General features: G+C 74.3%; 13 protein-coding genes. 6 read left to right on the top strand and 7 right to left on the bottom strand.

The annotated features are described in order from the left end of the window. The first annotated feature begins 16 nt into the window (after window positions 1-16). Entirely contained in the window at window positions 17-829 is an 813-nt protein-coding gene (locus ACZ51I_RS00845) for a chaplin (RefSeq protein WP_468870624.1), read from the top strand. 49 nt (window positions 830-878) lie between these two features. Here ACZ51I_RS00845 and ACZ51I_RS00840 read toward each other — a convergent pair whose 3' ends face one another. From ACZ51I_RS00840 to ACZ51I_RS00830, 3 genes are all read right to left on the bottom strand, one after another. Beyond that, window positions 879-1,568 carry a DUF2293 domain-containing protein gene (locus tag ACZ51I_RS00840; protein ID WP_468870623.1) on the bottom strand — a complete coding sequence of 230 codons (690 nt, stop codon included), beginning with the start codon at window positions 1,566-1,568 and terminating at the stop codon, window positions 879-881. 13 nt (window positions 1,569-1,581) lie between these two features. Continuing rightward, window positions 1,582-2,040, bottom strand: coding sequence for a hypothetical protein (locus ACZ51I_RS00835; protein WP_468870622.1), 459 nt, complete (start codon window positions 2,038-2,040; stop codon window positions 1,582-1,584). A 68-nt stretch (window positions 2,041-2,108) separates the two neighbouring features. Continuing rightward, complete coding sequence (locus tag ACZ51I_RS00830) at window positions 2,109-3,320, bottom strand: pyridoxal phosphate-dependent aminotransferase (protein ID WP_468870621.1); 1,212 nt, start codon at window positions 3,318-3,320, stop codon at window positions 2,109-2,111. An 89-nt stretch (window positions 3,321-3,409) separates the two neighbouring features. On the opposite strand from ACZ51I_RS00830, the gene ACZ51I_RS00825 reads away from it, so the two are divergent. Beyond that, window positions 3,410-4,039 carry a winged helix-turn-helix transcriptional regulator gene (locus ACZ51I_RS00825; RefSeq protein WP_468870620.1) on the top strand — a complete coding sequence of 210 codons (630 nt, stop codon included), beginning with the start codon at window positions 3,410-3,412 and terminating at the stop codon, window positions 4,037-4,039. Between the two features lie 2 nt (window positions 4,040-4,041). Here the strand turns inward: ACZ51I_RS00825 and ACZ51I_RS00820 are convergent, their stop codons facing one another. Both ACZ51I_RS00820 and ACZ51I_RS00815 read right to left on the bottom strand, forming a co-directional pair. After that, a complete protein-coding gene (locus ACZ51I_RS00820) occupies window positions 4,042-4,389 on the bottom strand; it encodes a MerR family transcriptional regulator (RefSeq protein ID WP_468870619.1) in 348 nt (115 codons plus the stop codon). A 26-nt stretch (window positions 4,390-4,415) separates the two neighbouring features. Beyond that, the gene (locus ACZ51I_RS00815; RefSeq protein ID WP_468870618.1) at window positions 4,416-5,168 is read right to left on the bottom strand and encodes an SDR family NAD(P)-dependent oxidoreductase; all 753 of its coding nucleotides are present in this window, start codon (window positions 5,166-5,168) and stop codon (window positions 4,416-4,418) included. Between the two features lie 185 nt (window positions 5,169-5,353). On the opposite strand from ACZ51I_RS00815, the gene ACZ51I_RS00810 reads away from it, so the two are divergent. Beyond that, a complete protein-coding gene (locus ACZ51I_RS00810; protein ID WP_468871661.1) occupies window positions 5,354-5,989 on the top strand; it encodes a nucleoside/nucleotide kinase family protein in 636 nt (211 codons plus the stop codon). Between the two features lie 32 nt (window positions 5,990-6,021). Here the strand turns inward: ACZ51I_RS00810 and ACZ51I_RS00805 are convergent, their stop codons facing one another. Together ACZ51I_RS00805 and ACZ51I_RS00800 are read right to left on the bottom strand one after the other, a co-directional pair. Continuing rightward, on the bottom strand, window positions 6,022-6,933 hold the full coding sequence (locus ACZ51I_RS00805; RefSeq protein WP_468870616.1) for a carbohydrate kinase family protein: 912 nt from the start codon (window positions 6,931-6,933) through the stop codon (window positions 6,022-6,024). After that, complete coding sequence (locus ACZ51I_RS00800) at window positions 6,930-7,856, bottom strand: pseudouridine-5'-phosphate glycosidase (protein ID WP_468870615.1); 927 nt, start codon at window positions 7,854-7,856, stop codon at window positions 6,930-6,932. The genes ACZ51I_RS00805 and ACZ51I_RS00800 overlap by 4 nt, the downstream gene beginning before the upstream one ends. 273 nt (window positions 7,857-8,129) lie before the next feature. Here ACZ51I_RS00800 and ACZ51I_RS00795 point away from each other — a divergent pair, with 273 nt between their 5' ends. The 3 genes from ACZ51I_RS00795 to ACZ51I_RS00785 all read left to right on the top strand — a co-directional run bounded on the left by ACZ51I_RS00795 (window position 8,130) and on the right by ACZ51I_RS00785 (window position 11,406). Next, complete coding sequence (locus ACZ51I_RS00795; RefSeq protein ID WP_468870613.1) at window positions 8,130-8,486, top strand: cupin domain-containing protein; 357 nt, start codon at window positions 8,130-8,132, stop codon at window positions 8,484-8,486. Window positions 8,487-8,797: 311 nt separating this feature from the next. Further along, window positions 8,798-10,138 carry a discoidin domain-containing protein gene (locus ACZ51I_RS00790; RefSeq protein WP_468870612.1) on the top strand — a complete coding sequence of 447 codons (1,341 nt, stop codon included), beginning with the start codon at window positions 8,798-8,800 and terminating at the stop codon, window positions 10,136-10,138. Further along, window positions 10,138-11,406, top strand: a complete 1,269-nt coding sequence (locus ACZ51I_RS00785) for an MFS transporter (protein WP_468870610.1) — start codon at window positions 10,138-10,140, stop codon at window positions 11,404-11,406. Before ACZ51I_RS00790 ends, ACZ51I_RS00785 begins: the two co-directional genes overlap by 1 nt. Window positions 11,407-11,420: the final 14 nt, after the last annotated feature.

The raw sequence follows: 11,420 nt of genomic DNA, 5'->3' as shown, positions 1-11,420 counted from the left end.
CGGAAGGCAGGAAGCCATGAGGCAGATTCGCCGAAGTGGTCTGGCCACACTGTTGGTCACGGGTGGAGCGCTCGCCCTCTCGGCGGGCGCCGCGCATGCCGACGCCGGCGCGCAGGGCGCCGCGGCCGGTTCGTCGGGAGTCGGTTCCGGCAACACGATTCAGGTGCCGGTGCACGTGCCGGTCAACGTCTGCGGGAACACGGTCAACGTCGTCGGGCTGCTCAACCCGGCCGCGGGCAACAGCTGTGCCAACGGCTCCGCCGAGCGGGAGACCGGGGGCTACGGCGACGAGAAGGGCGGCGACCACTCCCACGGCGACCACTCCCACAAGGACAAGCCCGGCACCCCGCGCGGCGGCGAGCAGGCCGGGGGCTCGCACGGCGGCGGTTCCCACGGGGGCGGCAAGTCCCACGGTGGTGGGGCCACCGCCGAGGGCCACGCCGCCGGATCCTCGGGCGTGCTCTCCGGGAACGGCATCCAGCTGCCCATCGACCTTCCCGTGAACGTCAGCGGGAACTCGGTCAACGTCGTCGGCATCGGCAACCCGGCCATCGGCAACACCGCGGTGAACGGCCCGGCCAAGCCCGAGCAGCCGATCGAGACGCCGACCCCGCGCCCGCAGACCCCCGTGCGGAACGTGCCGGTGCCGCAGGCCGAGACCGAGACCCCCGCAGCCCCGGCCCCCGCGCCGCAGGGCGGGACGAAGACGCCCTCGCTGGCCGCCACGGGTTCCGAGGGCGTGGGCTACGCCGCTCCCGCGGGCGCCGCGCTGCTCCTCGGCGGTGCCCTGCTCTACCGCCGTGCGCGCCGGGCCGGCGACCAGGTCTGAGCCCCGGCGGCCTCTCGCGGCCGGCCGACGCGGGCTGACGCCCGAGCCGTCAGCCGTGTTCCCGGCCGCTCGCGGCCCCCTCGCCCTGTCGCCAGGTCCGGAGCACCGCCTCGATGGCGGGCGCGACCCTCGTCCGGGCCTGGTGCCGGGGGACCCCGCGCATGAGCAGGGAGTCGTACGGCGTGTCGACATGCCGTACGGAGGCTCGTACCGCGGCGGTGACCGCGCCGCGGTCGAGCGAGCGGCCCGCCGCCGTGCGCCCCACCCGTCCGCTGCCCTTCGCCGAGGCGTGAACGGCGATCTCCGTGGCCCGGTCCGCCGGGCAGGCCGGGAAGAGCCGCAGGATCTCAGCCCGGAGGACGGCGGTGATCTCGGCGTCGAGGGCCGCGCGCCGCACCGCGTCCCGGGCCCGCCGCGCGGCCCGCGCGTCCGCGTCCGCCAGGCAGGCTCGTTCCGCCTGGGCGAGGGCGGGCTCCTCGACGAGCAGGCCCTGTCGCTCGTACCGGGTACGGCGCCGGTTGTGCCGTACGACCACGGCCCAGAGCGTGCTGGCCTCCCGGGCGCGGCGGGTGAGCGCCGTGTCGCCCCGGGGCAGGAAGACCAGATGGCCGAGATCGGCGCAGTCCAGACAGACCGGCGCGTTGAACTCGACGATCATCCGTCGCAGCGGCCCGCGGTGGCATTCCGAGCAGCGGCGGCGCTTGAGCGGTTCGACGACGACGGGCGCGACGAGGTCCACGGCCGGTCCCCGTTCAGCGGACGCCGGGCGCGGCGGCGGCGATGAACACGGCGAGCGCTTCCTTCGCCTGCTGCGAGCGGCGGGCGCGGTCCGCCTCGTCGACCGCCTCGTGCATGCAGTGGGAGTCCACGAAGGCCGCCTCGGCCAGCCGTCGGACCTCCGGGTCGTCGCAGACCAGCTGGACGCGGAAGAGGGCCTGCCGGGCGGCGGTGCGCTGCCGGTAGGAGGCGTGGCGGGACTCCTCCGCCTCCTCGGATCCGGGCTGCCGGAGCGCCCGGAACCAGCGGTCGTTCTGGCTGTGCCGGTAGTCGACGACCGCGCCCGCGAAGGCGCTGTAGGTCGCGATCCGTTCCTGCCGCAGCTGCTCGGTCCGGGCGAGCGCCGCGGTGCGCTCGGTGGCCCGCCCCTGGAACCAGTGGGTGAAGACGACGCCCAACAGGGTTCCCGCCACGGCTATCAGCGCCGCATCCATGACCGGCCGCCCTCCCGTTCTCCTCGGCCTTCAGATCCGTAGATCATGACAGCAGAGGGGGCCGGGCGTCACTGCCGGTAGCCGCTCAGGAAGCGGCCGATGCGGCTGATCGCGGCGTCGAGGTCGTCGGCGTACGGCAGGGTCAGGATGCGGAAGTGGTCCGGGCGCGGCCAGTTGAAGCCGGTGCCCTGCACGACCTGGATCTTCTCCCGCAGGAGCAGGTCGAGGACGAACTTCTCGTCGTCGTGGATCCTGTGCACGGCGGGGTCGAGGCGCGGGAAGGCGTAGAGGGCGCCCTTCGGCTTCACGCAGGAGACGCCCGGGATCTCGTTGAGCTTCTCCCAGGCCCGGTCGCGCTGTTCGCGCAGCCTGCCTCCCGGGGCGGTGAGCTCGTGGATCGACTGCCGGCCACCGAGCGCGGCCTGGATGGCGTACTGGGCGGGGGCGTTGGGGCAGAGCCGCATGGAGGCCAGCATGGTGAGGCCCTCCAGATAGTTCCTGGCGTGCTGCTTCGGGCCGGTGACGACGAGCCAGCCGGAGCGGAAGCCCGCGACGCGGTAGGTCTTGGAGAGTCCGCCGAAGGTGAGGACGACGAGGTCGGGGGCGAGGGAGGCGGCCGGGTGGTGGACGGCCTCGTCGTAGACGATCTGGTCGTAGATCTCGTCGGCGAAGACCATCAGGCCGTGGCGGCGGGCGAGTTCGAAGATGCCCTCCAGAACCTCCTTCGGGTAGACGGCGCCGGTGGGGTTGTTCGGGTTGATGACGACGATGGCCTTGGTGCGGTCGGTGATCTTCGACGCCATGTCGTCGAGGTCCGGGTACCAGTCGGCGGACTCGTCGCACAGGTAGTGCACCGGCTTGCCGCCCGCGAGGGTGATCACGGCCGTCCACAGCGGGTAGTCCGGGGCGGGTACGAGGACCTCGTCGCCGTCCTCCAGGAGGGCCTGGACGGCCATCGAGATCAGCTCGGACACGCCGTTGCCGAGGAAGACGTCGTCGACGTCCACGTCCGGCAGGCCCATGGACTGGCAGCGCTGGGCGACCGCGCGCCGGGCGGAGAGGATGCCGCGCGAGTCGGTGTAGCCGTGGGCCTTGGGGAGCATCCGGATCATGTCCTGGACGATCTCCTCGGGCGCCTCGAAGCCGAAGAGCGCGGGATTGCCGGTGTTGAGGCGCAGGACGCTGTGGCCCGCCTCCTCCAGCGCGTTGGCCTGCTCGATCACCGGGCCCCGGATCTCGTAGCAGACCTCGCTCAGCTTGCTCGACTGCCGGAACTCCATGTCCGACCTCCCCGTCCCCGGAATCAGTGTTGCTTGGTTTTACCAAGTTCGAGCTTGGAAAGTCCAACAACATGTCTAGACTGCGTCGCATGCCACGTCAGCCACGCCGCCGCAGCTACGACCAGCACTGCGCCGCCGCGCGCGCCCTCGACCTGGTCGGCGACCGCTGGACCCTGCTCGTCGTCCGTGAACTCCTCGCCGGTCCGCGCCGCTACACCGACCTCCACGCCGACCTGCCCGGCGTCAGCACCGACATGCTCGCCGGCCGCCTCAAGGACATGGAGGGCGCCGAGCTCGTCACCCGGCGCCGCCTGCCGCCGCCCGTCTCGGCGTACGTGTACGAGCTCACCCGGCGCGGACGCGAGCTGCTGCCCGTCCTGCGCGCCCTCGCCGCCTGGGGCGTGCCCGACCTCGGGGAGCCGCGGCCCACCGACGCCGTCCGCGCCCACTGGTACGCGATCCCGCTCCTCGGGGCGCTCGCGGAGCTCGGCGCGGGGGTGGTCCAGGTGACCCTCGACGAGGGCGCGTTCCATGTACGGACCGGGGCCGACGGAAGCGTCGCCTACGGGGACGGAGAGGTGGACGCGCCCGACGTCCGGCTGCGCACCGACGCGGCGACCTGCCGGGCCCTCGCCGCGGGTGAGCTGACGCTGAGCGAGGCGGTCGAGTCGGGCCGCGCCGCGCTCGAACGGCCGGTACGGGCGGGCGCGTCAGGCTGAGTTCAGCCCTGTGCGGCCAGTGCCTTCGCCAGGCGGTCGCGGGCCGCCGTCTGCGCCGCGATGCGCGCGTCGATCACGGCGAGCCGCTCGCGGGCGATCTCCAGGGCGCGGGCGGACGGCGGGGCCGCCGAGACGTCCCCGTCCAGGCACGTACGGAAGGCGGACACGTCGTCCAGCGTGAGCCCCGCGTCCAGCAGGTACCGGATGTTCGACACGCGCGCGACGGCGACCTCCTCGTACACCCGGTAGCCGTTGGCCGCGCGGACCGACGTGATCAGCCCCGCCTGCTCGTAGTGCCGCAGCGATCGGGCCGACACCCCGGTCCGGCGGGCCAGTTCACCGATGCGCAAGGACGCCACCTCCCCGCGCAGTCGTATCACGCGACCAGCGCGCCCCCGTCGACGGGCAGAACGGTGCCGGTCAGGAAGGCGGCGTCCGGGGCGGCGAGCGCGGTGATCGCCCAGGCGACCTCCTCGGGCCTGCCGACCCGCCCCAGCGGGGTGTGCGCGAGCTGCCACGCCCGCACCGCCTTCCGCTGCTCGGGGGAGAGGCCCATGTGGTCCGCGATCGGCGTCTCGATCGCACCCGGCGCGACCGCGACGACCCGCACCCCGGCCGGTGCGAGCTCCACGGCCCAGCAGCGCGTCAGGGTCTCCAGGGCGCTCTTGGTCGCCGGATAGACGGAGTTGCCCGGCCAGCCGCGCTGACCGATCGTCGTCGTCACGTTCACGACGACGCCCCGGGTCTCCCGGAGCGCGGGGACGGCCGCCTGGGTGAGCAGGACCGGGGCGACGAGGTTCGTCTCCAGGAGCGGGGTGATCACGGAACGGTCGAGGGTGCCGAGCGGGCCGCCCGCGGCGACCCCGGCGTTGTTCACGAGGACGTCGAGACGGCCGTGGGCCGCCACGGCGGCGCGGACGATCTCCTCGGCCGCGCCCTCGGCCGTGACGTCCGCGGCGAACGGGTGGATGCCCGGGTGCCCCTCGGCGGTCTCCCGCAGCGGCCCCTCCCGGCGGCCGACGGCGACGACCGTCGCTCCCTGTCCGGCGAAGGAGCGCGCGGTGGCCCGGCCGATGCCGCTGCCCGCGCCGGTGACGACGACGATCCTGGTGGGTGTGGTGGTGTCCATGGAGCCGATGGTGAAACCCTGACGCCAGTGACAACGTCAAGCCGGACGGGAGTCCTGACGCCGGCTCATGGGCTCCAGCCCGCTCCTTCGACGGGCTGATGCCGCACGGCGGCGCCGCCGGGTCGCAGTGAAGCCGGGGGTGTCGGCCGGTACACGTCAGGGGAGCGACGGGCAGGATGAACAGGATGCGATACGAGGCGATCACCTGGCCCCGGCTGGCGAAGGCGCTCGCCGGCCACCTCGACGCGTCACCCGCCGGGGCGGGCGACGGCTGGCTCAAGGTCGGCATCGACGGGCCGCCCGCCGCGCCCGGGGACGAGCTCGCCGGACTCCTCGCGGAGGCGTTGCGCACGCGCGGACGAGCGGTCCATGTCGTGGGCACCGGCGGCTTCCTGCGGCCCGCGTCCCTCCGCTTCGAGTACGGGAAGCAGGACCCCGACGCGTACTACAGCGGGTGGACCGACACCGGGGCCCTGTGGCGGGAGGTCTTCGGCCCCCTGGAACCCGGCGGCACCGGGCGCGTCCTGCCCGACCTGTGGGACCCGGTCACGGACCGCGCGACCCGCAGCCCGTACGTCACGCTGCCGCCCCGCGGGGTGCTCGTGCTGCACGGGCCCTTCCTGCTCGGCCACTGGTTCCCCTTCGACCTCACCGTGCACCTGCGGCTCTCGCCCGCCGCCCTCGCCCGGCGCACGGTGGAGCCCTGGACCCTGCCCGCCTTCGCCCGGTACGAGACGGAGGTCGGCCCCGCCGAGGCCGCGGACGTCGTCGTACGCGCCGACGACCCACGCCACCCGGCCTGGACGGGGTTCGGGACGTAGCGCCCGAGGTCAACGCCGTCCGGGGGCCGCGCTCAGGCCTCCGTCGGGTCCGTCGAGGGTCTGCCGCCCACGGTGGCGACCGCTTCCGCGCCCGCCCGGCAGCCCGCCTCCGCGGCCCGCATCGCGTCCGCGCCCCCGAGTCGCGCGGCCAGGAACGCCCCGGTGAACGCGTCGCCCGCGCCCGTCGAGTCCACCGGCCGCACGGCCGGCGCCGTCACCCGCCCCGTGACCGCCCCGCCCTCGGCGACCAGCGCGCCCGCGGCCCCGAGCGTGACCACGACCAGCGGGAACCGCCGACTCAACTCCATCGCCGCCGCGCCCGGTTCGCCGACCCCGGTGAGCGAGCGGGCCTCGTCGGCGTTGGGCAGCAGCGTCTCGGCGCCCTCCGCCGCCGCGAGGAACCGGTCCGCCCCCAGTTCGGCGAGGAACCCAGCGGACGCCGGGTCCACGCTCACCGGGACCCCCGCGTCCCGCGCGTCCCGCAGCGCCCGGCAGGCCGTCTCACGGCTCGGCGCGGCGAAGAACAGGTACCCCGAGAGGTGCAGCCGGCCCACCCCGTCGAGCAGGTCCGCGGACCAGTCGGCGGGGGAGAGGCGCAGTGCGGCGCCGCTGTCCGTCAGGAAGGTGCGCTCCGCCGAACCGTCCACGAGCGCGATCACGGTGGCCGTCGCCGCGTCCGCGTCCCGGACGAGCAGGGGGCGCACGCCCGCCCTCCGCAGCGCCCGCTGGTGCCAGTCGGCCGCGTCCGTCCCCACCCGGCCGAGCAGCCGCACCTCGCCGCGGCAGGAACGCGCGGCCCAGCAGGCCGCGTTGGCCCCCGCGCCGCCCGGCAGCGTCCTGATCTCCGCCGCCGTGTCCGTGGCGGGAGCGAGCGGCGTCCGGTGCCGGGCGACGACGTCCGTGACCACGTCCCCGACGACGAGCAGCGCGTCCCCGGCGGTCACCGGCTGTCCGCGCCGGACGCCGACGCGTACGCCCCCGCGATGCCCGCCGCGAGCCGCACATTGCCGCGTACCGCTGCCAGGTTGGCCTCCAGGGAGGCGCCTTCCGTGTGCACCATCAGGTATTCGAGGAGGAACGGCGTCACCGCCTGCCCGGTGATCCCCTTCTCCTTCGCCGCCGCGAGGCCCCGCGCGAGCACCCGGTCGTGCAGCGCGGGATCCAACTGCTCCGACTCCGGCACCGGGTTGGCCACGACGAGCGCGGCCCGGGGGCCGGCGAGACCGTCCTGCGCCCGTATCACCCGCGCCACCTCCTCCGGGGTGCGCAGGGTCCAGTCGACCGGCTCGCCCGAGGAGGAGAGGTAGAAGCCGGGGAAGTGTTCCGTGCCGTAACCGACGACTGTCACTCCCAGGGTCTCCAGGCGCTGGAGCGTCGCGGGCACGTCGAGGATCGACTTGACCCCGGCGCACACCACGGTGAGCCCGACCCGGGCGAGCAGCCGCAGGTCGGCGGACTCGTCCTGGGTCTCGCTCCACTCCCGGTGCACGCCGCCGAGGCCGCCCGTCGCGAACACCCGTATGCCTGCCGCGTCCGCCAGCCAGGCCGTCGCCGAGACCGTCGTCGCTCCGGTGGCCCCGGCCGCCAGGGCCGGGGCCAGGTCGCGGTGGCCCAGCTTCCGCACCGACGGGTCCTCGGCGATCCGGGTCAGGGCCGCCGGATCGAGGCCGATCCTGGCCGTCCCGTCGACCACCGCGATCGTGGCGGGGACGGCGCCCCCGGCCCGTACCGCGTCCTCCAGCTCCGTCGCCACGGCGAGGTTGCGCGGGCGCGGCAGGCCGTGGGCGATGAGCGTCGATTCCAGCGCGACGACGGGCCGGCCCTCGTGGAGCGCCTCCCGTACCTCTTCGGACACCTGTGTGGACATGTCCCATTCCTTGGCGCGCTCACCGGCCCCGCAAACCTCGCCGGCGACCGCCTGCCCCACCCGGTGCGAGACCTGCGGAATCCGTGACCGGCCGACGGGTGAGGGGGCCGGAACGGCGGCGATGCCCTCGGAGCCCTGCCACGCAGGGCGTTGCGGATTTCGTCGCCACCGCGGACCCTCGGCATCGTGCCTGGTGGGAGTCGAAACGGAGGCTGTACTTCCAGCTGGTCCCGGCCTCGGCAGACCTTCGAGGCACGGCTACAGTCACCGCCCATGACGACTCGCGACCTGCCCTCCTTCGCCGTGCACATCCCCGACGCGGAGCTCGAAGCCGAGCCCCTCGACCCCGGCCAGATCGTCTCCGGCACACCCGAGGTGACCGGCAAGGTGCTGTGGGAGTCGGCCGACGGCAAGCAGCTGCACGGCATCTGGCAGATCACGCCCGGCGTCGTCACCGACACCGAGGCCAACGAGCTCTTCGTGGTGGTCTCCGGGCGTGCGACCGTCGCCGTCGAGGGCGGGGACACCCTGGAGATCGGCCCCGGCGACGCCTGCGTGCTGCGGGAGGGGGACAGGACCACCTGGACCGTGCACGAGACCTTGCGCAAGGCGTACCACATCAGTCTCTGACCGCTTTTGAACCGCCCGAAGCCGGGGTGAACCACGGGGAGGGGGTCTGGTAGGAAACCTTCCTGTCCGCTACTCTCCCGGGCAGCGGCTTGGCGCGGCGCCCCACTTCCCGGGGCGTGACGCGCTCAGCGAGAGCTCTGACCCGGCCGCCGAGCACCACCCCCCGTGTGGCGCCCGAATCGCCACCCGGCCGGTCGCCCGTGTCCGTCCCCCGCGGCACGGGCGCCCCGGCCCGCGTCCCCGCGGCCGGCCCGTGGTGCGCCGCACCGGTGTCCAGCTCTCGCCGACCCCTCAGGCCAGGGAGCCCAGGTATGCGCCTGTTCGCCTCCGCCCCACCTCGCCGCACCACCGACCGACTGCCCCTCGTCCTCGCCGCCGTGCTGCTGCTCGTCGGCGGACTCCTGCTCGCCCTCCCGGACCGGGCCGGAGCCGCCGCCGACACCCTGATCTCCCAGGGCAGGCCGGCCACGTCCTCCTCCGTCGAGGACTCCACCTTCGGCCCGGAGAAGGCCTTCGACGGAAACCCCACCACCCGCTGGGCCAGCGCCGAGGGCGTCGACCCGCAGTGGATCAAGGTCGACCTCGGGCCCTCGGCCACCGTCTCCCGCGTCAAGCTCGTCTGGGAGGCCGCCTACGCCAAGGCCTACCGCGTCGAGATCTCCGCCGACGGCGCCACCTGGACCCGGCTCGCCACCGAGACCGCGGGCAACGGCGGCACCGACGACTGGACCGGGCTCACCGGGACCGGCCGCTACCTGCGCGTCCACGGCACCGCGCGCGGCACCACGTACGGCTACTCCCTCTACACGGTCGAGGTCTACGGCACCACGCCCACCACGCCCCCGCCCACCGGCTCCTTCACCGTCGTCGCGGCCGGCGACATCGCCGCCCAGTGCACCGCCTCCAGCAGCTCCTGCGCCCACCCGAAGACCGCCGCGCTGGCCCAGCGGATCGCGCCGTCCTTCTACCTGACGATGGGTGACAACCAGTACGACGACGCCCGTCTCCCGGACTTCCGGAACTACTACGACAAGACCTGGGGCGCCTTCAAGGCACAGACCCGGCCCGTGCCCGGCAACCACGAGTCCTATGACCCGGCCGGCGCGTTCTCCGGCTACAAGTCGTACTTCGGTGCGATCGCCTACCCCCAGGGCAAGCCCTACTACAGCTACGACCAGGGCAACTGGCACTTCGTCGCCCTCGACTCCAACACCTTCGACGACGCCGCCCAGATCCAGTGGCTCAAGGACGACCTCGCGCGGAACACCAAGGGCTGCCTCGCCGCCTACTTCCACCACCCGCTGTACTCCTCCGGCGGCCACGGCAACGACCCCGTCTCCAAGCCCGTCTGGCAGATCCTCTACGGGGCCAGGGCCGACCTCGTCCTCAACGGACACGACCACCACTACGAGCGCTTCGCCCCGCAGGACCCCAACGGCCGGGCCACCGCCGACGGCATCGTCGAGATCGTCGGCGGCATGGGCGGCGCCGAGCCCTACGACATCGAGACGGTCCAGCCGAACAGCCAGAAGCGGATCAGCGGCACCTACGGCGTCCTGAAACTGGACCTCACCGACACCACCTACACCTGGCAGTACGTCGGCACCGACGACCAGGTCAAGGACTCCGGCCCGACCTACACCTGCCACTGATGTACCTCGCGACCACCGGTCGCCGCGACGCGCCGCCCCGCCCCACCGGGGCCCGGCGGCGCGTCCCCGGCACCGTCCTCGCCCTCGGCGCGGTCAGCCTCGTCACCGACGTCTCCTCGGAGATGGTGACCGCCGTCCTGCCGCTGTACCTCGTCCTCGGACTCGGCCTCTCCCCGCTCCAGTTCGGGCTCCTCGACGGCCTCACCACCGGCGCCACCGCGCTCGTACGACTCCTCGGCGGCGCCGGCGCCGACCGCGGCGGCCGCCACAAACAGATCGGCGGACTCGGCTACGCCCTCTCCGCCTGCTCCCGGCTCGGCCTGCTCCTCGCGGGCGGGGCGACCGGCTGGATCGCCGGCGCCCTCGCCGCCGACCGGCTCGGCAAAGGCGTCCGCACCGCCCCGCGCGACGCGCTCATCACCCTGCACAGCCCGCCCGGGGACCTCGGCCGCGCCTTCGGCACCCACCGCGCCATGGACACCACCGGCGCCCTCCTCGGACCCCTCGCCGCCTTCGCCCTGCTGTGGGCGACCGCCGACGCCTACGAGGCGGTCTTCGCCGTCAGCTTCGCCGTCGGCGCCTTCGGCGTCCTGCTCTGGCTGCTCTTCGTCCCCGGCCGGCCGCGAGACGACCGGGACGCCCGGCCGAAAGCCCCGGCGGCGCCACGCGCGCGTGGCCGGCTCCTCACGGCCCCGCGCTCACCCGCGTACCGCCGGATCGTGCTCTGCGCATCCCTCCTCGGGGCCGCCACCGTCGGCGACTCCTTCCTCTACCTGCTGCTCCAGCGGCGCCTCGACCTCGACGCCACCTGGTTCCCGTTCCTGCCGCTCGGCGCGGCCGGCGTCTATCTCCTGCTCGCCGTCCCGGTCGGTCGTCTCGCCGACCGCCGCGGGCGTCGCGGGCCGTTCCTGTACGGGCACGGAGCCCTGCTCCTCGCCTACGGGCTGCTCCTCGCCCCCGTCCCCGGCGCGGCGGCCCTCGTGGGCGTCCTCGTGCTGCTCGGGGTCTTCTACGCCGCCACCGACGGCGTCCTGATGGCCCTCGCCGGACCGTTCCTCACCGAGGGACGGCAGGCCGGCGGCCTCGCCGTCGTCCAGACCGCGCAGGCCCTCGCCCGGCTCGGGGCCGCCGTCGCCTTCGGAGGCGTGTGGACGGCGAGCGGACCGGAGACGGCCCTCGTGGCGGCGCTCCTGGCCCTCGCGGCGGCCCTGCTCCTCGCCGCCCGCCTCCTGCCGGCCGGGCCGAACCCGGAAGGGAGCACGACATGAAATCCGCGGGAGGG

Source organism: Streptomyces sp. NPDC034084 (genome assembly GCF_055575535.1).
This window is presented reverse-complemented; position numbering and strand designations above follow the sequence as displayed.

Excerpts from the sequence above, each read along its gene's own strand:
- ACZ51I_RS00845 (WP_468870624.1), top strand. The coding sequence starts at position 17 with ATGAGGCAGATTCGCCGAAGTGGTCTGGCCACACTGTTGGTCACGGGT.
- ACZ51I_RS00835 (WP_468870622.1), bottom strand. The coding sequence starts at position 2,040 with ATGGATGCGGCGCTGATAGCCGTGGCGGGAACCCTGTTGGGCGTCGTC.
- ACZ51I_RS00830 (WP_468870621.1), bottom strand. The coding sequence starts at position 3,320 with ATGGAGTTCCGGCAGTCGAGCAAGCTGAGCGAGGTCTGCTACGAGATC.
- ACZ51I_RS00825 (WP_468870620.1), top strand. The coding sequence starts at position 3,410 with ATGCCACGTCAGCCACGCCGCCGCAGCTACGACCAGCACTGCGCCGCC.
- ACZ51I_RS00815 (WP_468870618.1), bottom strand. The coding sequence starts at position 5,168 with ATGGACACCACCACACCCACCAGGATCGTCGTCGTCACCGGCGCGGGC.
- ACZ51I_RS00810 (WP_468871661.1), top strand. The coding sequence starts at position 5,354 with ATGCGATACGAGGCGATCACCTGGCCCCGGCTGGCGAAGGCGCTCGCC.
- ACZ51I_RS00800 (WP_468870615.1), bottom strand. The coding sequence starts at position 7,856 with ATGTCCACACAGGTGTCCGAAGAGGTACGGGAGGCGCTCCACGAGGGC.
- ACZ51I_RS00795 (WP_468870613.1), top strand. The coding sequence starts at position 8,130 with ATGACGACTCGCGACCTGCCCTCCTTCGCCGTGCACATCCCCGACGCG.
- ACZ51I_RS00790 (WP_468870612.1), top strand. The coding sequence starts at position 8,798 with ATGCGCCTGTTCGCCTCCGCCCCACCTCGCCGCACCACCGACCGACTG.
- ACZ51I_RS00785 (WP_468870610.1), top strand. The coding sequence starts at position 10,138 with ATGTACCTCGCGACCACCGGTCGCCGCGACGCGCCGCCCCGCCCCACC.